25 protein-coding genes are annotated in these 26,077 nt (G+C 41.6%); 16 read left to right on the top strand and 9 right to left on the bottom strand.

The window, feature by feature from the left end; genetic code table 11:
* The first annotated feature begins 58 nt into the window (after positions 1-58).
* Positions 59-319 (top strand): hypothetical protein, encoded by a 261-nt coding sequence (locus NDQ71_RS14175; RefSeq protein ID WP_145238485.1) that lies wholly within the window; start codon positions 59-61, stop codon positions 317-319.
* A 305-nt stretch (positions 320-624) separates the two neighbouring features.
* Here the strand turns inward: NDQ71_RS14175 and NDQ71_RS14180 are convergent, their stop codons facing one another.
* The 5 genes from NDQ71_RS14180 to priA form a co-directional block, all read right to left on the bottom strand.
* Positions 625-999, bottom strand: coding sequence for a gamma-butyrobetaine hydroxylase-like domain-containing protein (locus tag NDQ71_RS14180; protein WP_301561756.1), 375 nt, complete (start codon positions 997-999; stop codon positions 625-627).
* A 103-nt stretch (positions 1,000-1,102) separates the two neighbouring features.
* Positions 1,103-2,431, bottom strand: a complete 1,329-nt coding sequence (gene hslU, locus NDQ71_RS14185; RefSeq protein ID WP_064667372.1) for an HslU--HslV peptidase ATPase subunit — start codon at positions 2,429-2,431, stop codon at positions 1,103-1,105.
* A gap of 11 nt (positions 2,432-2,442) precedes the next feature.
* A complete protein-coding gene (gene hslV / locus NDQ71_RS14190) occupies positions 2,443-2,961 on the bottom strand; it encodes an ATP-dependent protease subunit HslV (protein WP_145238496.1) in 519 nt (172 codons plus the stop codon).
* 80 nt (positions 2,962-3,041) lie between these two features.
* A complete protein-coding gene (locus NDQ71_RS14195) occupies positions 3,042-3,566 on the bottom strand; it encodes an SPOR domain-containing protein (protein ID WP_192540907.1) in 525 nt (174 codons plus the stop codon).
* A 20-nt stretch (positions 3,567-3,586) separates the two neighbouring features.
* The gene (priA, locus tag NDQ71_RS14200) at positions 3,587-5,773 is read right to left on the bottom strand and encodes a primosomal protein N' (RefSeq protein WP_301561757.1); all 2,187 of its coding nucleotides are present in this window, start codon (positions 5,771-5,773) and stop codon (positions 3,587-3,589) included.
* Between the two features lie 233 nt (positions 5,774-6,006).
* Here priA and rpmE point away from each other — a divergent pair, with 233 nt between their 5' ends.
* Together rpmE and NDQ71_RS14210 are read left to right on the top strand one after the other, a co-directional pair.
* Entirely contained in the window at positions 6,007-6,219 is a 213-nt protein-coding gene (rpmE, locus tag NDQ71_RS14205; protein WP_084448215.1) for a 50S ribosomal protein L31, read from the top strand.
* A 557-nt stretch (positions 6,220-6,776) separates the two neighbouring features.
* Positions 6,777-8,018: a malic enzyme-like NAD(P)-binding protein gene (locus tag NDQ71_RS14210; protein ID WP_192540905.1), complete on the top strand. Its 1,242-nt coding sequence runs from the start codon at positions 6,777-6,779 to the stop codon at positions 8,016-8,018.
* Positions 8,019-8,101: 83 nt separating this feature from the next.
* Here NDQ71_RS14210 and metJ read toward each other — a convergent pair whose 3' ends face one another.
* A complete protein-coding gene (metJ, locus tag NDQ71_RS14215) occupies positions 8,102-8,422 on the bottom strand; it encodes a met regulon transcriptional regulator MetJ (RefSeq protein ID WP_016709540.1) in 321 nt (106 codons plus the stop codon).
* 235 nt (positions 8,423-8,657) lie between these two features.
* Here metJ and metB point away from each other — a divergent pair, with 235 nt between their 5' ends.
* Both metB and metL read left to right on the top strand, forming a co-directional pair.
* Positions 8,658-9,920 (top strand): cystathionine gamma-synthase, encoded by a 1,263-nt coding sequence (gene metB / locus NDQ71_RS14220; protein WP_192540904.1) that lies wholly within the window; start codon positions 8,658-8,660, stop codon positions 9,918-9,920.
* A 6-nt stretch (positions 9,921-9,926) separates the two neighbouring features.
* Entirely contained in the window at positions 9,927-12,272 is a 2,346-nt protein-coding gene (metL, locus tag NDQ71_RS14225; protein ID WP_192540903.1) for a bifunctional aspartate kinase/homoserine dehydrogenase II, read from the top strand.
* A 78-nt stretch (positions 12,273-12,350) separates the two neighbouring features.
* On the opposite strand, the gene NDQ71_RS14230 is transcribed toward metL, so the two are convergent.
* Complete coding sequence (locus tag NDQ71_RS14230; RefSeq protein ID WP_192540902.1) at positions 12,351-14,852, bottom strand: penicillin-binding protein 1A; 2,502 nt, start codon at positions 14,850-14,852, stop codon at positions 12,351-12,353.
* A gap of 132 nt (positions 14,853-14,984) precedes the next feature.
* Between NDQ71_RS14230 and NDQ71_RS14235 the strand changes: the two genes are divergently transcribed.
* From NDQ71_RS14235 to NDQ71_RS14275, 9 genes are all read left to right on the top strand, one after another.
* Positions 14,985-16,064 (top strand): pilus assembly protein PilM, encoded by a 1,080-nt coding sequence (locus tag NDQ71_RS14235; RefSeq protein ID WP_192540901.1) that lies wholly within the window; start codon positions 14,985-14,987, stop codon positions 16,062-16,064.
* Positions 16,052-16,618, top strand: coding sequence for a PilN domain-containing protein (locus NDQ71_RS14240; protein ID WP_192540900.1), 567 nt, complete (start codon positions 16,052-16,054; stop codon positions 16,616-16,618). The genes NDQ71_RS14235 and NDQ71_RS14240 overlap by 13 nt, the downstream gene beginning before the upstream one ends.
* A complete protein-coding gene (locus NDQ71_RS14245; RefSeq protein WP_064667382.1) occupies positions 16,615-17,235 on the top strand; it encodes a type 4a pilus biogenesis protein PilO in 621 nt (206 codons plus the stop codon). The genes NDQ71_RS14240 and NDQ71_RS14245 overlap by 4 nt, the downstream gene beginning before the upstream one ends.
* Complete coding sequence (locus NDQ71_RS14250) at positions 17,232-17,768, top strand: pilus assembly protein PilP (RefSeq protein ID WP_064667383.1); 537 nt, start codon at positions 17,232-17,234, stop codon at positions 17,766-17,768. Before NDQ71_RS14245 ends, NDQ71_RS14250 begins: the two co-directional genes overlap by 4 nt.
* Positions 17,755-19,839 carry a type IV pilus secretin PilQ gene (locus tag NDQ71_RS14255; protein ID WP_064667384.1) on the top strand — a complete coding sequence of 695 codons (2,085 nt, stop codon included), beginning with the start codon at positions 17,755-17,757 and terminating at the stop codon, positions 19,837-19,839. Before NDQ71_RS14250 ends, NDQ71_RS14255 begins: the two co-directional genes overlap by 14 nt.
* Before the next feature lie 184 nt (positions 19,840-20,023).
* Positions 20,024-20,542, top strand: a complete 519-nt coding sequence (gene aroK / locus NDQ71_RS14260; RefSeq protein ID WP_192540899.1) for a shikimate kinase AroK — start codon at positions 20,024-20,026, stop codon at positions 20,540-20,542.
* A gap of 25 nt (positions 20,543-20,567) precedes the next feature.
* Complete coding sequence (aroB, locus tag NDQ71_RS14265; protein ID WP_064667385.1) at positions 20,568-21,638, top strand: 3-dehydroquinate synthase; 1,071 nt, start codon at positions 20,568-20,570, stop codon at positions 21,636-21,638.
* Positions 21,638-22,978, top strand: a complete 1,341-nt coding sequence (locus NDQ71_RS14270; RefSeq protein WP_192540898.1) for an AAA family ATPase — start codon at positions 21,638-21,640, stop codon at positions 22,976-22,978. The genes aroB and NDQ71_RS14270 overlap by 1 nt, the downstream gene beginning before the upstream one ends.
* A 53-nt stretch (positions 22,979-23,031) precedes the next feature.
* Complete coding sequence (locus NDQ71_RS14275) at positions 23,032-23,883, top strand: Dam family site-specific DNA-(adenine-N6)-methyltransferase (RefSeq protein WP_064667387.1); 852 nt, start codon at positions 23,032-23,034, stop codon at positions 23,881-23,883.
* On the opposite strand, the gene NDQ71_RS14280 is transcribed toward NDQ71_RS14275, so the two are convergent.
* Positions 23,846-24,031: a DUF2970 domain-containing protein gene (locus NDQ71_RS14280; protein WP_064667388.1), complete on the bottom strand. Its 186-nt coding sequence runs from the start codon at positions 24,029-24,031 to the stop codon at positions 23,846-23,848. The genes NDQ71_RS14275 and NDQ71_RS14280 overlap by 38 nt on opposite strands.
* Before the next feature lie 4 nt (positions 24,032-24,035).
* Positions 24,036-24,329 carry a hypothetical protein gene (locus tag NDQ71_RS14285; protein ID WP_064667389.1) on the bottom strand — a complete coding sequence of 98 codons (294 nt, stop codon included), beginning with the start codon at positions 24,327-24,329 and terminating at the stop codon, positions 24,036-24,038.
* Positions 24,330-24,674: 345 nt separating this feature from the next.
* Between NDQ71_RS14285 and rpe the strand changes: the two genes are divergently transcribed.
* Positions 24,675-25,358 (top strand): ribulose-phosphate 3-epimerase, encoded by a 684-nt coding sequence (gene rpe, locus NDQ71_RS14290; protein WP_064667390.1) that lies wholly within the window; start codon positions 24,675-24,677, stop codon positions 25,356-25,358.
* The gene (locus NDQ71_RS14295; protein ID WP_192540897.1) at positions 25,358-26,023 is read left to right on the top strand and encodes an HAD-IA family hydrolase; all 666 of its coding nucleotides are present in this window, start codon (positions 25,358-25,360) and stop codon (positions 26,021-26,023) included. The genes rpe and NDQ71_RS14295 overlap by 1 nt, the downstream gene beginning before the upstream one ends.
* Positions 26,024-26,077: the final 54 nt, after the last annotated feature.

Below are 26,077 nucleotides of genomic sequence, written 5' to 3' on the forward strand. Positions count from 1 at the left end.
ATAACAATAAATTAAAAACGAGTTATCCTACAGGCTCGTTAGGATTACGAGAGTATCAATGAAACTTTTAAGCTGGATTTTACTGATATTATTTATATTATCTTATGGTAGTTCTGCATTATTTTGTTCAGGTTTTGTTGATATTATTGAGCCAAATTTTGGTGAATGCTTTAACAGTGGTGTTTCATATTTTGATTATTTTCCAAAAGGTCAGTCTCCTCTTGAAATGTTAGGTGTAAAACTAATTGCGGCATGCTTAGTAATATCATTTGTTATTGGTTTTATTTATCATAAGTTTAAAGTCAGAAAGCAACCCTAACATATATGAGTCTTAACTCAGTCAATAGGCAATACTATTACCTTTAACGGTTTAAATTCGGTAACGGCCAACTTAAAATCAATAAACAAATTTGTTTACATCGTCTGTCGATGCAGCTGTAAGTAGCTTACGGCAATCAGGCTATTAGGGCTTATTAAAACCTTTACCTAGCGCCTTCTCGTTATGCTTCGCTACACTCAACCAGAACCACATAATCAACTTTAACGCCGAGCTGCGCTAACTTTCACCTTGAACCTTTTAACTTGCTAACTTTACTCTCGCCAACTCGCCAACTCGCCAACTCGCTAAGGTACAAACTTGATCGGTACGCTGTCTTTATTGGCTTGATGCTCTGCGACGCGTTGTTGGTAGGTTTGCCATAGCTCGTCATGTTGAGTTTGTAGGTGGCTGAAGTATGCCCAGCTAAATAAGCCGCTGTTGTGGCCATCGTCAAAGTCTAAACGCAGTGCGTAGTGGCCGACGGGTTCAATATGTTTGATACCAACTAACTGTTTATTTAGCACCAACTTCATCGGTTCGTTGCCGTGGCCTTGCACTTCGGCAGATGGTGAATGAACGCGTAAAAACTCACAGCTAAAGGTGCAATGGCTGTCATCGTCAAAATAAACATCAAGGGTTTTACTAACTGTATGATGATGTACCTTGATCACTTGCTTCATTGTTATACCTTTGTGTTGAACCTAGAACCTAGAACCTAGAACCTAGAACCTAGAACCTAGAACCTAGAACCTAGAACCAAGGCCCTAGATCCTAGTTTTAAAATTAAAGAATGAAGCGACTTAGGTCTTCATCTTCAACCAGCGCACCTAAATGCTGCTCTACATAGGCGGCGTCAATCACGATACTGCTGCCAGCTTGCTCGGAGGCATCATAGGAAATTTCTTCCATTAGCTTTTCCATCACGGTGTGTAGACGACGGGCACCGATGTTTTCGGTTTTTTCGTTTACTTGCCATGCCGCTTTGGCAATGCGCTCAATGGCGTCGTCGCTAAACTCAACATTTACTTGCTCTGTTTTAAGTAGCGCATGTTGTTGCTCGGTCAATGAGGCGTGTGGCTCGGTTAGAATGCGTTTAAAGTCATCAGCGGTGAGTGCTTCAAGTTCGACACGAATAGGTAGGCGACCTTGTAGCTCTGGGATCATGTCTGATGGTTTTGCCATTTGGAATGCGCCAGAGGCAATAAACAACATGTGGTCGGTTTTCACCATACCGTGTTTAGTGCTCACCGTTGAGCCTTCAATAAGTGGCAGTAGGTCGCGCTGTACGCCTTCACGGCTTACGTCTGGGCCTGATGATTCACCACGCTTACAGATTTTGTCGATCTCATCGATAAACACGATACCGTTTTGTTCGGCAGCGAAAATCGCTTGCTCTTTTAACTCTTCAGGGTTCACTAATTTAGCAGCTTCTTCTTCCACTAACAGTTTGAACGCTTCTTTGATTTTAACTTTACGTTTGCTGCGCTTGTCACCGGACATATTTTGGAACATGCTTTGCAGCTGGTTGGTCATCTCTTCCATACCAGGTGGTGCCATGATCTCAACGTTTGGTTGCGCTTGAGCTAAATCAATATCGATTTCTTTGTCATCCAATTGCCCTTCGCGTAATTTCTTACGGAATACTTGGCGTGTAGATGAGCCGTCATCGCGTTGGCTTTCACCAGATGAATCTTTTGCTGGTGGCAGTAGCGCGTCTAAAATACGCTCTTCTGCGGCTTCTTCAGCGCGATGTTTAAACTTTTTAGTTTGTTGCTCGCGGGTCATTTTGATTGAAACGTCAACCAAGTCGCGAATGATAGTTTCAACTTCTTTACCAACATAGCCTACTTCAGTGAATTTAGTGGCTTCCACTTTAATAAAAGGGGCGTTGGCAAGTTTAGCTAAGCGACGGGCTATTTCAGTTTTACCTACACCGGTTGGGCCGATCATCAAAATGTTTTTCGGCGTTACTTCAGTGCGCAGGTCTTCATTGAGTTGCATGCGGCGCCAGCGGTTACGAAGTGCAATGGCCACTGCTTTTTTTGCTTTAGCTTGGCCAATGATATGTTGGTCAAGTTCATGAACGATTTCTCTGGGAGTCATATCAGACATAGCAGTTCCTATTACAATTCTTCGATGGTTTGGAAGTTATTTGTGAATACACAAATGTTGCCTGCAATGGTGAGGCTTTTTTCGACGATTTCACGCGCGCTAAGATCGGTGTTTTCAAGCAAGGCGGTTGCTGCAGATTGCGCAAAGTTACCGCCACTACCGATGGCAATGAGGTCGTTTTCAGGTTGCACAACATCGCCGTTACCGGTGATGATCAAAGACGCGGTGGAGTCGGCAACAGCAAGTAGCGCTTCTAATTTGCGCAAGGCGCGATCGCTACGCCAATCTTTGGCCATCTCAACTGCGGCTTTGGTTAAATTGCCTTGGTGCATTTCAAGTTTGCTTTCAAAACGTTCGAATAGGGTGAAGGCATCAGCAGTACCGCCAGCAAAACCAGCGATCACTTTGCCATTATAAAGGCGTCGAACTTTACGGGCATTGCCCTTCATTACGGTGTTACCAAGTGAAACTTGGCCATCGCCACCAATGACGACTTTATCGCCGCGACGTACACTTACAATAGTGGTCATGTTATTCCTCATCATCGAGCCGCAGGGGCGACTCGTTAAAAACGATTGATGATGAGTTAATATGGGTTAATGGACTAAAATCAAGTCCAATTCCAAATTCCACAGCCAGTTATTTTACTGCGTTTGAGTTTATTTTTATCGCTTTCGGCTAAACGTTTGGTTTTGTAAGGGCCTAGACGTACTTTGTACCAAACACCATTGGTGCCCGTTGTTTCTCTAATTTCGGCAATTAATCCGGCAAATGCAATTTTTGCTTTGAGCGTTTCGGCTTGGCCATGAGTTCTGAACGAGCCACATTGCATGACATAGGGGCCTTTTTGTTCAATTTCTCTTACTTCAACCTGAATTTCATGTTCTTTGATTTCTTTAATAAATTCTGGTGGGCGCGGTTTTGCGAGTTGCTCTTTTACTTTTGCAGGCATTGGATTTGCTTGCTGTTCAACCAGTTTAGGATCGGCATTGGTCTTTACATACCATAAACCAAAGCTAAAACCCGCAACTAACAAAATGGCCACAAGCATCAATAACACCGGAAAGGGCTTTTTTGGTGGTGGCTGTTTTTTACGGTTATTTGGCTTTTTATTTATAAAATCGTGTTGTGCCATGGTTATGTGGACTTCTAACCTTAAATCATATCTATAGGATCTACATCTAAGCTCCATCGCACCTTTTGCGCTAATTTACTGGTACTTAAATAGTCGACCATTTGCGCGAGATATTGGTGTAATAGAGGGCGTTCGAGCGCTTGAATATGTAATTGAAAACGGTATTTCCCTGCAATTCGCTCGAGTGGTGCAGGGATCGGACCCAGCAATTGTATACCAGTTAGACTCTGAACTGGAACTAAATCCGTTAAAAAATCGACTACTTGCTTTATGTTGTGACCTTCAGCACGGATAATGGCCATATTAGTAATGGGTGGCAGTTGCGCGTCATCACGCTCTTGCAGCGCAAAACGGGCAAAATCTTGATAACCATTATTGACTAAATCCTGCAATAACGGATGTTCAGGGAAGTGTGTTTGTAATAACACCTGACCTGGCTCGCCACTGCGCCCCGCACGGCCAGCCACCTGAGTGACCAACTGTGCTAAATGCTCGGTGGCGCGAAAATCACAGGAATATAAGCCGCCATCCACGTCGAGTATCAGTACTAGGCTAACATCGGCAAAATGATGGCCTTTAGCCAGCATTTGCGTGCCAACTAAAATACGCGCACCACCTTGATTAATATCGTCTAAGGCTTTTTCTAAGCTGCCTTTACGGCGCGTTGAATCGCGGTCAATGCGGCTAATTGGGGTGTCAGGAAATTCACTGCTTAAAAACTCTTCTATTTGTTCAGTGCCTTTACCATTTGGGAATATTTGTGTACTGCCGCAATCTGGGCACTGGTGTGGCACCCGTTCTTGCTCGCCGCAATGATGGCAAATCATCTGGCCGATTGCTTTATGAAAAGTCGCACTGGTGCTGCAACGTTTGCATTCACTGAGCCAGCCGCATTCATGGCAAATCAAGGTCGGTGCAAAGCCACGACGATTTAAAAATACCATCACTTGCTTGCCACGCTTTAAATGCTGGCGAATCGTCGCTAGGCTGCCGTGGGCTATTCCCGCTTGATCGGGCTGACCTTTCATATCCAATAATTGAAATTTATTATCGGTGCTGGTTTGCGCGCGTTGCGTGAGGCTTAATAATTGATATTTGTTATTCAGCGCTTTATGTAAAGTCTCAAGAGCCGGAGTAGCTGAGCCTAAAATAAGCGGTATTTTATGCTGAAAAGCACGATAAGCGGCTAAGTCTCTGGCGTGGTAACGTAGCGTGTCTTGTTGTTTAAAAGAGCTGTCATGCTCTTCATCGACAATGATCATGCCGAGTTTTAAAAACGGTAAGAAGATACTTGAACGGGTGCCGATCACTATTGCGCAGCTAGCTTTTTCACAAAAGCGCCAGGTTTGCAGGCGTTCATTATCGGTCAACGCAGAATGCCACAGCATAATGGGGGTGTCTGGAAAACGCCGACGAAAGCGGTTAACGGTTTGCGGGGTAAGGCCTATTTCAGGCACTAGCACTAACGCTTGCTCGCCACGTGTTAAAACGTCTTCAAGGCACTGTAAATAGACTTCGGTTTTACCGCTGCCAGTCACCCCTTCAAGTAAAAAGCTATTAAACCCTTGTGCTTGATTTATGGTGCTACAGGCAACCGCTTGCTCTTTATTTAGCGTCGGTTTATTGCCCACGGTAGGCGCTTGTTGCTGCCATTGATTGTCGTGCTCGATGGTTTGGCTGATCAGTTCTTTAGTCAGCAAGCTGTCGATGGTTTTTTTACTAAACCCCAATGCTTTTAATTCTGTTAAAGACGATTTACCCGATTCGGCCAATTGCTTGAGCAAGTTTAATTGGCTGGTTGCTTTTAAAGACGGCAGCTTGGCGCCTTTGTCGGTCAGTGCCACCATATTGATACTGCTTTTATCTGGGCATAAACCTTGGCGCAGTGCACTTGGCAGGGCAATATGGATGGTTTCGCCTAATGGATAGCAGTAATACCGTGCGGTAAAGCGCAATAGTTCGATATGTTGCGGCGATAGAATTGGTTCATCGTCAATGACTTCAAATAGGTCTTTGAGCTTGTCGGCGGGCACGTCGCTGTGTGTTTTTAAAGCCAATACCACTGCAACTTTACGTTGATTGCCAAACGGTACCATGACACGAGCCCCCACTTGAGGCGGTGTTGATAAACCGCTAAGTTGCGTTGGGATGCGATAATCAAAGGTGCGCTGCAACGGAACTTTTATAGCAACTTCAACAAAACTCATAACAACCCAAACAATAACTAGCAAGGAAGTTAATGTACTAAAATTACAGCTAAAAACCTAGCAGCGAATCTTGGCTTTAACGTTTTTGTTTAATTTATTAGCAAAAACACTATTTAAAGCTTGTAGCAAGCGGGGTTGTTGCATAGAATACGCGTCCTAAATAATTTGTTTTAACGACGTATGGTGCCAGACTACGGGTTTGGAGAGCGATGCGGCCTTAACTAGAGGTTTCTATGAAAGAAGGTATTCACCCTAAGTACGAAGTAATTTCAGCATCATGTTCATGTGGAAATAAATTCGAAACTAGTTCTACACTGTGTAAAGACATTCACTTAGACGTATGTTCTGCGTGTCACCCGTTTTACACTGGTAAGCAAAAAGTTTTAGACACTGGTGGCCGTGTTGATCGCTTCAACAAGCGTTTCGGTTCACTTAGCAGCAAGTAATGCTTGTTGTTTTGTCGGAAAAAAGCACCTTAGGGTGCTTTTTTTTATGCCTGTAATTAAAAAAACTGCGTCCATCTTGCCCTTAATTCCTGCCCATTTAGCGTTATTTACTGCATTCATTATGTTGTGACTATTTCCCACTTTTATAACCAGTATAGCGAGCAAATAACAGACAAATAGTGATTTATTCTCTATATTGATTATCGTGTTAAAGCGCTAGATTAAATGCTTTTGTCGATAAAGTTAACCTTTATGCTGCTAAATGTTGCTAACGTCTCACTTATGTGAATATCTACTTTTGCTGATAGTTTTTGCTTTAAATATTCACTTAACAAGCATTTTTGGTTGGGTTTTTTGATGCTTTATGTGGTTTTTATCGCTTTTAATTACAGTTTTTTTGCAAAACTTGACGATAAAACGCATAAAATTAACGGATATAGCATATAACAGGATAGACCTGATATTGCTTGAATTTAATTATAATATAGGTATCGTTCCCTATAAGAACTGCTTACTCTCACTTTCAACTTAATTTACTTGCAGGATAAAATCGCGTTATGTCAGATTTTCGTGAACAAGCTTTACATTACCATTCGCATCCCGTTCCAGGAAAAATCAGTGTCGAGCTAACTAAGCCGGCTGAAACAGTCCAAGATCTCGCTTTAGCATATAGCCCTGGTGTTGCAGAACCTGTACGTGAAATCGCTGCTGATCCTGCTAATGCCTATAAATACACAGGTAAAGGCAATATGGTTGCGGTTATTACTAACGGTACCGCAATCTTAGGTTTAGGTAACTTAGGGCCATTGGCGTCAAAACCAGTAATGGAAGGTAAAGCTTTATTATTTAAACGCTTTGCAGGCCTAGATTCGATTGATATTGAAGTAAAACACAATACCACTGAAGACTTTATTAATACGGTGGCAAACATCGCAGATACGTTTGGTGGCATTAACTTAGAAGATATTAAAGCGCCAGAATGCTTTGAAATCGAAAAGGCATTGATCGAACGTTGTAGCATTCCGGTGTTCCACGACGATCAACACGGTACTGCGATTGTTACAGCCGCAGGCATGATCAATGCACTTGAAGTGCAAGGTAAAGATATTGAAGATGCCATTATCGTGTGCTTAGGTGCAGGCGCGGCTGCGGTTGCATGTATGGAATTGCTGATTAAGTGTGGTGCATTGCGTGAACATATTTATATGCTAGACCGTAAAGGTGTGATCCATACTCGTCGTGATGATTTAAACGAATATAAACAGTTATTTGCTAACAATACTGATAAACGTACTTTGCAAGATGTAATTGCTGATGCCGATGTTTTTGTGGGGGTATCTGGGCCAAACCTATTAGCAGCTGAAGATCTAAAACTGATGGCTGATAGACCCGTAGTATTTGCGTGTTCAAACCCAGATCCAGAAATATCACCTGAGCTTGCTCACGGTGCACGAAATGATTTAATTATGGCGACGGGTCGTTCTGATTATCCAAACCAAGTAAATAACGTATTGTGTTTCCCATTTATTTTCCGCGGTGCACTCGATGTACGCGCCAGCAAAATTAATGATGAAATGAAAATTGCGGCGGTTGATGCTATTCGTAGTATTGTTAAAGAGCCAGTCCCTGCTGAAGTGTTAAAAGCAGCGGGTGTAGATAAGCTTGAATTTGGCCCTGAGTATATTATTCCAAAACCGATGGATCCGCGTTTATTACCGCGTATCGCTAAAGCTGTCGCGCAGGCGGCTATAGATTCGGGTGTTGCGCAAATCGATATGCCTGAAAATTACATGGCGTAACTTATTTGCTGGTTAATAAAAAACCTCAGTAACGTAAGTCGCTGAGGTTTTTTTTGTAGCCAATCCCTGAAGTATATTTTTGTTTAATCTTCGTTGAGTACAGGTACTTCTAGACCCATCTCAAGCATGATTTTCTTCACTTCTTCAGGTACTTTCTCTGGATTATCTTTACGTAAGTCTTCATCGTTTGGCAATGGTTGGCCAGTAAATGCGTGTAAAAATGCTTCACAAAGTAGTTCGCTGTTTGTTGCATGGCGAAGATTGTTAATTTGACGGCGAGTACGCTCATCAGTTAAAACTTTTAATACATTTAACGGGATCGAAACGGTGATCTTTTTAACTTGTTCTGATTTTTTCCCGTGTTCTGCGTATGGGTGAATATATTCACCATTCCATTTAGCCATAGGATGTGTCGTTGCCTCAGGTTGTTAATTGTTTGCGCGACCTTTTGCTGCGCAAAGATGCCGAAATTCTATCGTTTTAAATAAGATAGTCAAATACTAGTTATTTAGCCATCTAGCGACTTAAATGTTTTTACTGCCATAGTTACAGCTAAAACAGCATAAATGCTTTGACTTCTTAAATCCGATCCTCTAACCTTTTAGACGTCTAAACATCCATTTAATTGTAGGTGACGTTATGAGTCAAAAGAACAAAGCAACTATTGCAGTGCGTAATGGCATTGATGCAGATAAACAGCATGGCGCCGTTGTGCCTCCCATTCATTTATCGACCACCTACTCATTTGCTGATTTTGATACCAAGCGCCAATATGATTATGGCCGCAGCGGTAACCCAAATCGAGATATCTTAGCCGAAACCCTTGCAAAACTTGAAGGCGGCGCCAAGGGTATAATCACTGCAACCGGCATGGCGGCAGTGCATTTAGCCACGCAACTACTTAATAGTGATGATACTTTAGTGATCCCACATGATTGCTATGGTGGCAGCTATCGTTTATTTACCTCGCTTGAAAAGCGCGGGTTATTAAAATTAGTGGTTTTAGATTTAACTAAAGCTGAAAACCATCAAAAAATTCTTGAGATCAAACCAAAGCTTATTTGGATTGAAACACCCAGTAACCCAATTTTACGCTTAACAGATATTAAAGCGATCACCACAATTGCCAAGCAGTGCGGTGCGTTAGTCGGCGCTGATAACACCTTTTTGTCACCGGCGTTACAAAATCCCATTGAATTTGGTGTTGATATTGTGGTGCATTCAACCACTAAATATATTAATGGTCATTCTGATGTAGTGGGTGGGGCTGTGATTGCCGCAACGCAACAGTTAGGTGATGAGCTTGCATGGTGGGCTAATAATATTGGTATTACCGGCGCACCGTTTGATAGCTATTTAACCTTACGGGGCCTACGTACGTTGAATGTCCGCCTGCGTCAGCATCAAGAAAATGCCTTTATCATTGCTCAGTATTTAGAAAGCTCGCCCTATGTGAGCCAAGTATATTACCCTGGCCTTGAGTCTCACCCGCAACATGAGTTGGCAAAACAACAACAACGAGGCTTTGGTGGTATGGTAAGCTTTGATATTAAAGGTGATGTTAACGATGCCGCGGCATTTTTAACTAGCCTTGAAGAATTCAGCTTAGCGGAATCATTAGGTGGCGTAGAGAGCTTAATTTGCCACCCAGCAACCATGACGCATGCTGGAATGGAAGCAACCGCGCGTTTAGCGGCCGGAGTAGGTGATACTTTGATCCGTATTTCGGTCGGTATTGAAGACGCAAAAGATTTGCTGGCTGATTTAGATCGCGTATTTAATAAAGTGAAACCGGGTCAAGGCCTGCATGCAGCAACTACAGCAACATCGGTTTCGCAACAACAAGATAAAGAGCAATCAAGCTCATTTAAGCTGACTCCAGCACATACGGCTTTGTGGTAATAGAAAATGGTAAATATAGTTCATAAATTTGGTGGCTCTAGCTTAAGCTCAGCCGAGCGTTATCAGGCCGTTGCCAATATTATTTTAGCGCATACTGAAGCGGGTGACTGTGTGGTAGTTTCTGCCGCCGGTAAAACCACCAATACGCTAGTTAAGTTGTGGCAAAGCTACCAACAAGGTGATCAACAAGCAGTAAGTGATATTTTACTGCAGCTCGATAACCACCAACGTACTTTGATTGAGCAATTGTTAAGCCCTACGGCGCGACACGCAGCATTAAACGTACTTGATCAAGAGTTGGCCTTAATAGCACAACAAGCGCAGCAGCAAAGCTTACAGGAAGCTGCATTACTTGCTCATGGCGAAGTGTGGTCGGCACGCTTGTTAGCAACCTATTTGCAGCAACTAGGCCTAGAGGCGAAAGATGTTGATGCGCGTCTGTTATTTACTTTAAATGATGGGCAGTTATTACATCAAAAAAATCAACAGGCCTGTGCTGAGTTGATCTCGGCACATTGCATTAATGTGGTTACTGGCTTTATTGCCGCCGATTGCCAAGCAAATACGGTAACCCTTGGGCGCAATGGCAGTGATTACAGTGCCACTTTGTTAAGCAGTTATTGCCATGCCAACCAAGTATCTATTTGGACTGATACCCAAGGGGTATTTAGTACTGATCCGCGTAAAGTTAAAAAAGCCATTAAGTACTCAAAGGTATGCCGCGGCCAAGCTAATTTGCTGGCTCGTTTAGGCAACCCGGTATTGCATGCGAAAACCTTATCACCTCTGAAAAATACTGATATTAAGCTAGTGGTTCGCAGCAGTTATGATACCGAAGCCAGTGCTACAGAGGTCGTTAAAGAAGGGTACAGTAAGGCTAAGCGTTTTATCACCACCTTAGAAAATATTGATTTATTGCGTATTGATCAGTTGCGAGGCGGTGAAATTGGTGAGTTAAGCCAGCTAATTCAACATAGTCTGCATCACTTTGTGCAAAATGGTGATACCTACTTATTAGTGCCAGCTGATGCAACTCATCAAGTGGTAAGTCACTTACAAGGGCGCGCGAATATTATTGAATCTAACTTACATGGCTGCGCTGTTGTCGCACCACGTAATGATGTGGCGCAATTATTTGAGCAAGCAACTCAAGTACTTACTGAGCAAAGCTTAACTCCCCGCTTTAGCCATCAAGATACAGACTATATTTTACTGTTAACCGATCAATCAATTGATAGTGATGTATTGACCATATTGCACGATAAATTGATCAATAAAGGCCAAGAGTTGGCTATTATCGTTGCGGGTTTAGGTAATGTTGGTGAAGTGTTTATTGAGCAACTTAGTCAACAACTGAACCGTTTGCAACAGCATTTTAGCGTTAAACTAGTTGGTTTGTTACGCTCGCGGGCAATGCTGTTTAGCCCAAGTGGCATTGCGCTTGAGCAATGGCAATCACAATGGCAAAACGAAGCGATTGACTATCAACAGGATGATTTATTAACCCGTATCAGTGAACTTGATTACGAGCACAAAGTGGTTATTGATATTACTGCCAGTGAAGCGTTTAGTGAGCTTTACCCTGCGTTTGTGAACTTAGATTGCCATTTGATCAGCGCTAACAAGTACGCGGGTACTGCAAATAATGATTGGTATCAAAGCTTGCGTCGCAATTTAGCCGAACGTAATTTATTATGGCGTTATAACACCAGTGTTGGCGCCGGTTTACCGATTAACTTTGCATTAGCTGATTTACAAAACAGTGGTGACAGTATCACCCATATTGAAGGGGTATTCTCGGGTACTTTATCGTGGTTGTGCAGTAGTTATGACGGCAGTGTGGCGTTTTCAGAGCTGGTACTGCAAGCGCAGCAAATGGGCTATACCGAGCCTGATCCCCGTGAAGATTTATCAGGGCGTGATATGCAGCGCAAGCTACTTATTTTAGCCCGTGAATTAGGATTAACGTTAGAGCTGGACGACATTGCCTTAACGCCATTAATGCCCGCGCAATTAGCGCAAGGTGATTGGCAGTCTTTCCTTGATAATAAGCAGTTGCTTGATGACTTTATTGTTGAAAAAGCACAGTCTGCGGCGACAGAAAACAAGGTACTGCGTTATACCGGTGCGCTGACAATTACCGATGGTAAAGTAACAGCTAAAGTTGGACTCGCGTATGCAACGCAGGGGGATGCACTGGCTAACTTAACTCCTGGCGATAATATTTTTGTCATTAACAGCCAGTGGTATAGTGATAATGCCTTGGTGATCCAAGGTCCTGGCGCGGGTAAAGAAGTGACCGCTGCAGGCGTACATTCTGATTTATATTGGTTAGTACAAAACTTAAAATGAGCTCTGTGTTTGTAAACAAAAAAAGCGCCGATTGGCGCTTTTTTTATGTAAGCGATTTTATATCGCGACATAGTAATATTAAAACAGCTCTTCTTCCGTTTTAGTGTCTTCTTCAAACACGTTTTCTACATGTTGCATTACATACTTAGTCGGCGAGGTGCCTTTTTCAAAGTATTCAAAGCGACTGGTGTAATCGTTCTTTTGACTCAGTAAACCGGTTGCTAAATCAATTCTTACCGACACGAGTCCTTCCGGTGGCTCAATTGGCGCTTCAGGTTTACCAGCAAGTGCAACGCGCATAAACTCGACCCAAGCTGGCTGGGCTGTTTTGGCACCAGACTCAGCGCCGGATATTTGGTTTTTATCCATGTTGTTGTTATAGGTTGAACGGCCAAGCGGGTTGCCTGGATTATCAAATCCTACCCATACAGAGGTCATTATATCGCGGTTAAAACCACTAAACCAGGTATCAACTGAGTCATTGGTAGTCCCTGTTTTACCAGATAGATCACGGCGTTCTAGGGCCTGTGCACGCCAACCTGTACCACTCCAACCGGTTTTATGCGCCCAACTACCGCCGCCCCACACTGCACTGTGCATTGCATCAGCAATTAAAAACGCATTTTGCTTCGATATAATTCGTGGCGCGCAATGAGTCGCGATAGGTTCTTGACTGTTAGCAAGCTCAGGTGTTAACTCAAATTGTTTAATCGTTAACTGAGGAATAACAGGGTCACAGGCTAACAGTGGCTCTGTTTTAAATAATACATTACCCGCTGAATCTTGAATTTCATTAATGAAATACGGGGTGATCAAGTGACCGCCGTTGGCAAATGCGCTCATACCACGAGCAAGCTCTAGTGGCGTAATTGAGGCACTGCCTAATGCTAATGATTCACTACGATTAATATCACTATTTTGAAAGCCAAACTTTAATAAGTGATCAGCGGTACGTTGTAAGCCAACGCCACGCAGTAAGCGTACCGAAATAACGTTTTTAGATTGCGCTAAAGCGCGACGAATACGAATAGGCCCATTGTAAACGGCTGGGCTGTTTTTTGGTCGCCATGCCACGCCTAGGCTCTTGTCCCATTGATTAATTGGCGCATCATTCAAAATAGACGCTAAGGTATAACCGTTGTTCAGTGCCGCAGAGTAAATAAATGGCTTAATATTAGAGCCAACCTGACGTTTCGCTTGCACAGCACGGTTATATTGGCTTTGCTCAAAACTATAGCCACCGACAATCGCTTTAATACGGCCATCGTTAGGATCTAATGAGACTAATGCGCTAGACGCCTCAGGCAATTGACTAAGCAGGTAACTGCCGTCATCGTTTTTCCGTAATAGTATTTGCTCGCCTGGGTTGAGTATGTCGCCTGCGGTTTTTGGTGGAAACCCTTGGCGATAGCGGGTGATATATTTACGTGCCCATTTTAGGTTGTCCCAATCAAGGCTGGCTTGCTCACCATTTTTTAATAATACGGTAGCGCTTTGCTCGCCCACTTCAAGTACAGCAGCGGCTAATAATGGGCCGATTTCTTTTACTGGCTTTAATTTTTCCAGAATTTCACTATGACTCAACGCTGTTTGCGTTGCAAAGTTCCATAATTGCTGCTGTGGACCACGGTAGCCATGGCGCATATCGTATGCATGTAAGTTATTAACGAGCGCAGTTTGTGCGGCTGCTTGTACGTCAGATTCAACACTGGTGAAAACTTTAAAGCCGGTATTATAAGCGCGTTCATAGCCATAGCGGGCGACCATTTCGGCACGTACCATTTCAGAAATATAAGGTGCATACAATTCAATTTCTGCGCCATGGAACTTGGCGGTGATGGGGGCATTGGTGGCTTCGTTATATTCGGCTCTAGAGATATAATTTTCATCTAACATACGACCCAATACCACATTACGACGTGCTTTTGCACGGATTGGGTTTCTGATTGGGTTTAACGCTGATGGCGCTTTAGGTAAGCCTGCAATCATCGCCATTTGTGCTAAATTTAATTCGTTAAGATCTTTACCATAATATACTTGTGCTGCGGCGCCGATACCAAAAGCGCGATTACCTAACTCTATTTTGTTTAGGTACAAAGCAAGTATTTCATCTTTGCTGAGTAAGTTTTCGATATGCAGCGCAATAAAGATTTCTTTAACTTTGCGAATATAGGCTTTTTCTCGTGTTAAGAAGAAGTTACGAGCTAACTGCATTGTTATAGTACTTGCGCCTTGTTTTTTCTCGCCAGTTGAAATTAATACGAGCGCTGAACGCAAAATACCGATAGGATCTATACCTATATGGTCATAAAAACGGTTATCTTCAGTGGCTAATATGGCATTTATGAGCGGTTGCGGTATCTTATCGATGGTCACAGGAATACGGCGTTTTTCACCGAACTGGTTGATTAATAAACCATCTTTAGAAAATACTTGCATAGGAGTTTGTAGTTGCACGTCTTTTAAAACTTGCACACTGGGGATATCAGATTTAACGTAATAATAAAGGCTTACTAAGGTAATGAGCCCCAAAAATGTGCAAATGATAAAAAATTGTAAAGTTCGTTTTAATAAAATCACTTATATTTTCCCTAAATGGACTCCCAATTAGAATCGGAGACTGCTAGTATATATTGATTAAAAAGTGAATAGTATTTTTTCATATAAAAATTATAACTTGTTTATTCTTAAAACAAAGGCCAAGTTGCGAACATGCTAAGTCAACTATTGAGTAAGTCTTCATCGATGATGGTAGGGATAGATATCGGGTCACACGCTATAAAAGCAGTGTTACTGAATGAAACGGACAGCGGCTACCGGCTTGAGGCGTTAGCAATAGAGCCAATGCCAAAAGGTACTATGGCTGAGCGCAATATTCAAGATATTGAAGCGATTGGTAATATTATTACTAAGTTAAAACGTAAATTACCTAAATCAATTAAATATGCTGCAGTTGCGGTGTCTGGGCAAACGGTAATCACGAAAGTGATTTTTATGGATGTTACCCTCAGCGATGCAGAACTTGAGTCACAAATTGAAATCGAGGCAGATAGCCTTATTCCTTATCCCTTAGATGAAGTTAGCCTAGATTTTGAAAAATTAAGCACTAATGAAGCTGACCCTTCAAAAATGAATGTGTTGTTATCTGCTGCGCGAACTGAAAGTGTTGAAGCCCGCGTTGGTGCGCTAGAATCAGCTGGTTTAACTGCGAAGGTAGTCGATGTTGAAAGCTATGCGCTGAGCCGCGCTATGGATGTTTATTATCAACAATTACCAAGTGATGCATTTAACAAATGTGTTGCAGTAGTCGATATTGGCGCAGTCTTGATGCTGGTCAGTGTGGTACTCGGTGGTGAAACTATTTATACCCGAGATCAAGTATTTGGCGGCGACCAATACACCAACAGTATTGTGGCCTATTATAATAAAAGCTTTGATGAAGCTGAAATAGGTAAAACGACAGGCGATCTACCCCCTAACTATACCTTTGAAGTATTGGCACCGTTTCAAACCTCATTGTTACAACAAGTACGCCGTGCAGTGCAGATGTTTTTAACCACCAGTGGTAAAGATCAAATTGATTATATTGTACTTACTGGCGGTACTGCGATGATTGATGGCCTAGATAGATTGCTAATTGAAGAGTTAGGTATTCACACCATAGTGGCAGAACCGTTCGCTAATATGGAGATTTCTGCGCACGTTGATCGCAATGTGTTACAGCGTCACCGTACGCAATTTGCAATAGCGACAGGTTTGGCATTAAGGAGTTTTTCATCATGCCACATATAAATCTACTGCCATGGCGCGAGCAACAACGAAAACAATCGCAAAATAAATTTGCCACTATTTTGTTTTTAGTTGTGCTTGGTAGTTTTATGAGTATGTATTTATTGAGTACTTATTACGGTAATTTGCGAGATGGACAAAATATTAAAAATAATTACCTTACAACAGAAATTAGCCAATTAGATCGTCGTATTAGTGAAATTCGTGAACTAGATAAAAAGAAAGAAAATTTACAACAGCGGATGCGCTTAATTGAAGAGTTGCAAAGTAGCCGTAACTTAGGCACTCAGATCATGGATGAAGTGGCGAAAATAGTACCTACCGGTGTTTACTTAACTAAGTTAGAGCGTCGAGGGAGTGCTATTCATGTGGTTGGTCGTAGCGAATCTAATAATCACCTTTCGAATATGCTGCGTGAAGTACAGAACTCTTATTTGCTCGAGAAACCCACTATGCAAGGCATTGTTGCTGGGGAAAAGTCGTCACGGTTGTTAAGTGATTTTAATATGGAATTTTACGTAAAATCCTTTGATAAAATTGGCGAGATGAAGCAATGAACCTTGATATCAAAGCGTTAACTGAGATTGATTGGAACGAAATTGAGCTTGAGAATATTGGTGATTGGCCAATTGTTGTTAAAGTTATTTGCTGTACTTTTGTTGCTGCATTAGTGTTGTTTTTTAGCTACAGCTTATTAGTTTCAGATGAAATTGATAGTTACAAGAATGCGGTTAGCAAGGAAGTAGAATTACGTAGTACCTATCGAGTTAAGTATGCCTTGGCCAGTAACTTGGAGATTTATCGCCAGCAAATGGTTGAAATGGAAGAAAAGTTTTCTTTACTGTTAAAACGCTTACCAACTTCAAACGAGACACCAGGCTTGCTAGATGATTTATCTTACGTAGGTACCACCAGTGGTTTAACCTTCCTTAAAATCGGTTGGTTACCAGAAGTTGAAAAAGAGTTTTATACTGAATTACCAATCAAAATTGAGGTAATAGGCAGCTACCATGAGTTTGGTGATTTTGTGGGGAAAGTGGCGCAACTACCGCGTATTGTGAGTTTGCATGACTTTTCAATTAATAGTTCGGATTCAGGTATGTTGACCTTTAGTGTTGTTGCTAAAACTTACCGCTATGAAGGTGATGTGAAAAAAGCAGGAGCTAAAAAATGAAAAAATTAGCTGTTGTTTTACTCAGCAGTGTTTTGCTCACTGCATGTAATGATGATACCTCTGAGCAAAAGGAATTTATTGATCAAGTTAAAGCCAGTACGACACCTAAAGTTGAGGCAATCCCAAAGCTGACAGAATTTGAGCACTTTGAATATAGCGCCAAACAGCTACGCAGCCCTTTTGTTGCGCCACAACCTGAAATTATTCAAAATAATATGATTCAAGTAAAAAACTGTTTACACCCTGACCCAGAGCGTACGCGTGAGGTGTTAGAAAAATACCCTCTGGATAATCTAGCAATGAAGGGCACACTAGGGTCTGATGGGCAAATATGGGCATTAATCAAAGCAGCAGATGATACTTTGCACCGAGTAACGGTCGGTAATCATATTGGTTTGTATCACGGCGTTGTACAACAAGTAAACAGTGATTATATAGAGTTGTTAGAGTTAATCCCTGATGGGTCTGGTTGTTGGAAAGAGCGCCTGACAAAGCTGGAAATGTTAGAGGCGGGATCCAATGGCACTAGTTAAAAATAAAAAAGGTAAAATTAAAATGCAGAAGGGAGTATCTTGGAGTAATCGCATTCATCAGGCTTTGTTTGTTGTTATTGCCCTTTTTATCACGCAATCAGCAATGGCGACACCGCTGTTGTATGATGTTCGTTATAACCCGTTAATGGCTGGAGAAACACAGTTACAGCTCGTATTTGATGAAGAATTGACAGCAGAGCCCAAAGTTCAGGTGTTCAATAATCCAGCACGTATCGAAATGCGCTTCAACGCAGCTGATGTTGAGCAAGGTTTGGGGGATGTGCCAATCAACCAAGCGGGTATTGAAAAAGTCAGCAGTGTGACTACGGATGGTACATTAATCGTTACTGTGCATTTAGAGCGTTTAAAAATTTACCAAACCACAGTTAATAATAATCTTGTGTCATTACATGTCTCAGATAATCCACTAACAGCACAAGAGGGTAATAACGCAGCGCAAGATACAACTGGTAATTATATTAACTCAATTCAGTCGCTTGATTTTCGTCGTGGTGAAAAAGGTGAAGCCCGTGTATTAGTGTTCTTACAAGATACTCAGGCTGCTATTGATGTCCATGAAAGTGGCGGCAAAATTATTGCTGAGTTTCATCACACCGATATTTTAGATGATTTATTGTATGAGCTGGATGTGCTTGATTTTGGCACGGTTGTAAGCTCAATTGAGACATTTAAAGAAGATAACATGAGCCGAGTGGTAATCAGCCCTAATAGCGCGTTTAAATTTACCTATCAGCAAATAGAAAACATATTAACGCTAACGGTTGAAAAAGATGATTCGCAACGCTCTTATTTAGAAGGTGGTAAAGAGTATCAAGGTCGCCCAATGACCTTAAACTTTCAAGATATCTCAGTGCGGGCGGTATTACAGATCATCGCCGGTTATAACGACTTTAACTTAGTTACCAGTGACTCAGTCAATGGTAATATTACTTTGCGCTTAGACGGCGTACCGTGGGATCAAGCGCTTGATGTGGTATTGCGTGTAAAAGGCTTAGATAAGCGTATGGATGGTTCTATCTTAATGGTGGCACCTTCTGAGGAGCTAGCAGCAAGAGAAGCTAAAGAGCTCAAAGCCAAGCAACAAGTTGAAGATTTAGAGCCGCTATATAGCGAATACATCCGCTTAAACTATGCAAAGGCAGAAGAGTTTGCTGACTTACTAAAAACAGATACCAACAGCATCATTAGTGCGCGTGGTAGCGTATCAGTTGATAAGCGTACCAATACCTTATTGATTAAAGACTCTGCAAAAAGTATTGAAAGTGTGCGTCGTATGGTTGAGACCTTAGATATCGCAGTCAGACAAGTTGTTATTGAAGCGCGTATGGTAACTGTCCGTGACAACGTTAAAGAAGATTTAGGCGTACGTTGGGGGTTTAGTGATCAACAAGGCACCGATGGTATTTCGGGCACCTTAGAAGGGGCTAACACGATTTCTAACGGGACGATCCCAAGTATTTCAGACCGTCTTAATGTTAACCTGCCGATTACAGGTGCCGCTGGCAGCATTGGTATGCACGTTGCTAAGTTAGCTAATGGCACATTGCTTGACTTAGAACTAACCGCGCTTGAAGAAGAAAACCGCGGTGAAATTATCGCAAGTCCGCGTATTACTACCGCCAACCAGAAAAAAGCACGTATTGAGCAAGGTACTGAAATACCGTATGTTGAATCTGCTTCAAGTGGGGCAACCACAGTTAGCTTTAAAAAGGCGGTGTTGAGCCTTGAAGTTACACCACACATTACTCCTGATAATAAAGTGATTTTGGATTTGATTATTACTCAAGATACGCGTGGTGATACAGTGCAAACCGGAACAGGACCTGCGGTTGCAATTGATACCCAAGAAATTCAAACCCAAGTACTGGTTGAGAATGGTCAAACCGTGGTACTTGGTGGTATATTCCAGCAGCAAATCATTAACTCAGTTAAAAAAGTACCATTACTAGGTGATATTCCTTACCTAGGAGTGCTGTTTAGAAGCACAAGTGAGTTTAATGAAAAGAAAGAATTGCTGATTTTCGTTACTCCAAAAATCCAAATAGAGTAATTTTCACTGATTTATTCTTACACAATGGGCAATTATTGACTTTAATTGCTCGTTAATTGGCTTTTTGTTCTAATAGACTTGAAATACCCAATCAATTACTGAGATAATCCCCTCCTTAATTTTGGGGCCAGGTCGTTAGGCGGGGTTTTATTTCAAATTTTAGAGTTCGTTTGTACTAAAAGATATGGCTGAAAAACGTAATATATTTCTAGTTGGCCCTATGGGGGCTGGCAAAAGCACAATTGGTCGTCACATTGCAGACCAATTGCACCTTGAATTCGTCGATTCTGATCAAGAAATCGAACGCCGTACCGGTGCAGATATTGCCTGGGTGTTTGATCTTGAAGGTGAAGAAGGCTTTCGACTTCGTGAAGAATCTGTCATTGGTGATCTAACTGAAATGCAGGGTATTGTACTTGCAACAGGTGGTGGTTCAGTGATGAGTAAAGAAGTACGAAATAAGCTTTCGGCTCGTGGTATCGTTGTATACCTAGAGACACCGATCGAAAAGCAAGTTGCACGCACGCAGCGCGACAAGCGTCGTCCGTTATTGCAAACAGAAGAAGCACCTCGTGATGTATTAGAGCGCTTAGCAGAAGAACGCGAGCCGCTGTATAAAGAAGTTGCTGACTTTACTGTACGCACTGATGAGCAAAGCGCTAAAGTTGTTGCTAATCAAATCATTGATAAATTAGATTTTTAAATACCAATAAGAAAGGATACTAGCGATGCTTGAATTAACAGTTAATTTAGACGAGCGAAGTTATCCTATTTATATTGGTCAATCTGCACTTCAACAGACTGACAGGCTGCGTCATCATATTGGTGATTGTAGACCTATCATTATCACTAATGACACCATTGCACCTTTATACCTAAGCGATGCAATGGCGTTATTAGCTGATTTAAATCCGCTAAGTTTTATTATTCCTGATGGTGAGCAATATAAATCACTTGAATGGTTTGAGAAAATCTCAGCATTTTTACTTGAAAACAATTGCGGCAGAGATACTTGTTTAATCGCCTTAGGTGGCGGTGTAGTAGGCGATCTTACTGGTTTTGTAGCGGCGTGTTATCAACGCGGCGTGCCGTTTATTCAAGTACCGACTACATTATTATCGCAAGTTGATTCGTCTGTAGGCGGTAAAACAGCGGTTAATCATCCTTTGGGTAAAAACATGATTGGGGCGTTTTATCAGCCGCAAGCCGTGTTTATTGATACGCAATCACTGCATACACTTCCTGCTCGTGAATTTGCAGCCGGTATGGCTGAAGTCATAAAATATGGCTTAATTTACGATACTGAGTTGTTTAGTTTTCTTGAAAATAACACGGCACAACTACAAGCTTTGGATGAAGAGACCATCCAGCATGTGATTTACCGTTGTTGTGAAATTAAAGCACTGATTGTTGCCCAAGATGAAAAAGAAGCAGGCCTACGTGCCTTGCTTAATTTAGGTCATACCTTTGCACACGCTATTGAAGCGCAAATGGGCTATGGCCAATGGTTACATGGTGAAGCTGTGGCAACCGGCATGGTGTTAGCTGCAAAACTTGCGCATACTCGTGGCGATTTAAACGCTACGCAAGTATCAAGAATTATTACTTTAATCGCGCAATATAATTTACCTTGTGATATTCCCGATGTGATGAACAGCGAACACTTTTTACATCACATGCGTAAAGATAAAAAAAATAAAAAAGGCACTATCCGTTTTATTCTTCCAACTTCGTTTGGTCAATGCGCGCTGGTTGATGATGTCTCTGATCAACAGGTTCGAGATCTAATAGGGCGCTAATGCAATCGCAAATCTTACCTAGCCGTTCGGCTTTGGTTGATCGGATTGCCCTACAGTTTGAATATGGGCAAAATCTAATTGTCTTACTGGGCCCATCCGGGCTTGGTAAAAGTTATCTTCTCGAAACTTTTATTACTGATAAATACAGTGATTTTAATAAAGCATTTGTGCAGCTAAGTGCGCGTATGACCGATGCACAATTAATGAGTGAGTTACTTGAACAAAGTTTTCGCTCGCCATTAATTGACCAAAATTTAAGCTTGTCAGAAAACTTTTATCAGCTTGCTAAACAACAGAACTGCGGCCCATGTCTATGGGTATTAGATGGCGGTCGGCATTTATCTGATGAAATGGTACAAGAACTGACAACGCTTGCCAAACAAAGCCCGACGACGTTATATATTTTACTTGCATCACAATCAGTCGGACAGTTTCAAAGCTCGGTAGAAATTCATTTAGAAGCACTTTCGATGGCTGAAAGTAAACAGCTTATGCAGTGCTACTTTGAAGATTTACCATACGATGAAGATCCTGTCTTTCAAACCTTTTTGCAAGAAGCGCATGGCAACCCAAGTTTATTATTAGCTTGGCAGCCGACACAGCATACTGCAAAAGTAACCGTGGCTGATAAAGTATCTTGGCGAGTACATTTAATTGCGTTGCTAGTAATTATTATGCTGTTGATTATTGGTTTTTTATATCAATCCGATATGACCCGTTGGTGGCAAGATTTTTATCAGCCTCAAGCAGAACCGCCTGTGGCGACGGCAATTCCTGTTGATAGTTTAAAGCAACCAGCAACAGAGCCTGCACCGCCAACAGACTCCTCAGTAGTCGCAGATGCAGATACTCAATTAGCTGAGCAACAAACTCAGCCAGAGCAAGTTCAGCCGCTTATTGATAATTCTGCCCAGGAAAATAATATCGCGGCAATACTAGATAGTTTGGCGCCTGCCGCCGAGCCTGTGGATGTCACAACGAGTTTAGCCGATGATGTTATTGAGCCTGATGTGAGTAACGTAGCAGAAGCTATTCTGCCCGTTGATAATCGCTGGTATCTGCAGCAGAGTGATGAACAACTGGTGATCCAACTACTAGCGGTGACTCAACAAAAAATTGCCGAGCAGTATGCGGTTGAACAAGGGTTACAACCACTGGCTAAGGTCTATCAGACGCGCCGTAATGGCAAATTGTGGTGGCTAGTAACTTATGGTAGTTATGATAACTTAAAAAGTGCTAAAGAGGCGTTATCTAAGTTACCAGAAGCTGTGCGTAAAAATCAGCCATTTTATAAAAAAATCAGTAAAATAAAACAAGAAATCGCGTTACTAGATCAGTAAACTTACTTTGATTAGTGTAAAATCGCGGCACACCAGTTTGAAGTAAAGAGCCGATGCAGAAAAAGACCAGAGCCTTCCTTAAATGGGCTGGCGGAAAATACAGCTTAGTTGAAGATATTAGCACACGCTTAAATGACGCGAGTAAACACGCTGATACCTTAGTTGAACCGTTTGTTGGCGCTGGCTCGGTATTTTTAAATACAAATTTTAAACATTATATTCTCAATGATATAAATGCTGATCTGATCAACCTTTATAACGAGCTAAAAAACTCTCCTGACGAATTCATTAGTGACGCTAAAAAGCTATTTGTTGATTTGAATAATCAAGCGGACGCGTACTACGATTATCGCGTTCAGTTTAATCAAAGCAATGATATTTATGAGCGAGCGATTTTATTTTTATACATGAATCGCCATGGCTACAATGGCTTGTGTCGCTATAATCTAAAAGGCATTTTTAATGTGCCATTTGGTAAGTATAAGCGGCCTTATTTTCCTGAAAATGAAATGTACTTTTTTGCTGAGAAAGCGCAACAGGCTACATTTACTTGTTTAGGTTACGATGATGTATTTAAATTAGTCCCGGATAATGCGGTGATCTATTGTGATCCACCGTATGTACCTTTGAGCAAAACGGCTTCGTTTACTTCATATGCAAAGGGTGGTTTTAATTTAGATGATCAGGCAAATTTAGCGAACCTTGCTGAGCAAGCTGCATTTGAGAACAAAACACCGGTATTGATCTCAAACCACGATACGGTCTGGACTCGTAAAATATATAGCCAAGCAACTTTGGCAGAAATTCAAGTCAAACGTACCATTAGTCCAAAAGGTGGCTCACGTAATAAAGTGAACGAGCTAATGGCTATGTATTTAGCACCCAAGCCACCACGCCATAAATAGCGGCAACAAAAATAATAAATAATATAACGGCGATAATGATAATACTAAGCGGGGAGTGTTGTTTGAAGTCAGATTGGCGTTTGTGTTCAGATTGCACACCAAAGAATGCCGCAATAACACTTTGCAAGGCACTGATCAGCTGTTGCATTTAATTAAAACCGCGGGCTAAGAGAACGCGCTTTTTGTGGTTCATCTGAGCTAGTTAATAGCTCAAGTAAATCTAAATAATGAAATTGTGCACTGCGACTATCACCAGTGAGCCATGACATCCAAGTTGATTCTTGTTCTACTTTCATGCATTGCACTGAATTATTAATTGTTAGGTGTCCAGAGCTACATTGGCAATCGTTTGCCACCATAAGTTCATCATCACTTTGTGAAAAATAGCTTATAGTACTGATAGTTAGAGCAGTAGCAGTTAAGATCCCGATTTTAAAAGCACGCATTTGACTAAGTCCATAATAGTGTAACTCATTAGAGCATACATAAAAAACGCTTAAATAACAAACTTAATTTACCCTTAACAATTATAAATTTTTAATAAAATTAAAAGCTTAAGGTAAAAATAATGTTTAAATTTAGTTGCTTGAAATTCAACCGTTGCGTTTAACTAAATAGAATAAAAACTTAAATGAGTTAATTGTTCCGTTTATTATTTTGCTCATTATTAGCTGTAATACAAAACATTGCATATTTATTTTCCCGCGTTCGGGTTATTTGTTACATTAAGCGCATTAAAGGCTTAGTAACTCAGCTTAAGTGCATTTTTGAATACACACTAAGGATTGTCTATGTTGGAAACACTGCAAAAGTACCTTATTGCTCCGTCTATTTTATCGGCTGACTTTGCTCGTTTGGGTGAAGATGTTGATCGTGTTTTAGCCTCAGGTGCAGACGTAGTTCATTTTGATGTCATGGATAATCACTATGTGCCAAATTTAACAATTGGTCCTATGGTCTGCAAAGCACTGCGTGATTACGGCATTAAAGCGCCTATTGATGTGCATTTAATGGTAAAACCCGTTGATAGTTTAATTCCACAGTTTGCAGATGCTGGCGCGTCGATTATTACCTTTCACCCAGAAGCCAGTGAGCACATTGATCGTACTTTACAGCTGATCAAAGATCATGGATGCCAAGCTGGGCTAGTGTTTAATCCTGCTACGAGCTTAAGCTACTTAGAACATGTAATTGATAAGCTTGATGTGATTTTATTAATGTCGGTGAATCCCGGTTTTGGTGGTCAAAGTTTTATTCCTCATACGTTAGAAAAACTACGCCAAGCACGGAAAATCATTGATGATTCAGGCCGCGCAATTCGCTTAGAAGTGGATGGCGGAATAAAAGTTGACAATATAGCTGCCGCCGCACAAGCAGGGGCCGATATGTTTGTTGCCGGCTCAGCTATTTTTAACCAACCAGATTATAAAGTGGTGATAGAGCAAATGCGCGAACAGTTAAAAGGTGTTAAATAATGAAGTACGATGCTGCTTTATTTGATTTAGATGGCACTTTAGTTGATAGCGTTTATGATTTATATATCGCCATGAACCTGACCTTATCTGATTTGGCCTTTCCTATTGTTAGCCAAAGCTTAGTACAAAGCTGGGTCGGAAATGGCATTGAAACTTTAGTCAAACGGGGTTTGAGTGGTGATATGCAAGTTAGTGAGCATTTAGACACTGCACTTGCAGATAAAGCCATTGCGTTGTTTTATGGGCATTATGAACAACTCGTTGGTGAATACAGTGTATTGTACCAACATGTGGAAACTGGCTTGGCGGCATTGCGAGGTATGCCTAAAGCGTTGATCACCAATAAAGCGCGATGTTTCACAGAGAAACTACTCGATAAACTTGCGCTAACGAGTCACTTTGAGGTTATCGTCTGTGGTGACGACATGGCTAAAAAGCCCTCTGCTGAGCCGCTGTTGTTTGCTTGTCAGCAATTAAATGTGCCCGTTAGCCAAGCAATAATGATCGGTGATTCAAAAAGTGATATTTTAGCTGCACGAGCAGCCAATATCGATATGCTTGCGCTAACTTATGGTTATAACCAAGGTGAAAACTTGAGTGATTATAATCCGCAGTACCTCTGTGATACATTCTTAGATATACTACCCGTTCTTAATCAGCGGTAAACGACATTTAAGTTAGTGTTGTTAATTTTAGTATTTTTTATTTTAGTAATATAA

Source organism: Pseudoalteromonas sp. KG3 (assembly GCF_030436385.1).
Taxonomy (GTDB): Bacteria; Pseudomonadota; Gammaproteobacteria; order Enterobacterales; family Alteromonadaceae; genus Pseudoalteromonas; species Pseudoalteromonas prydzensis.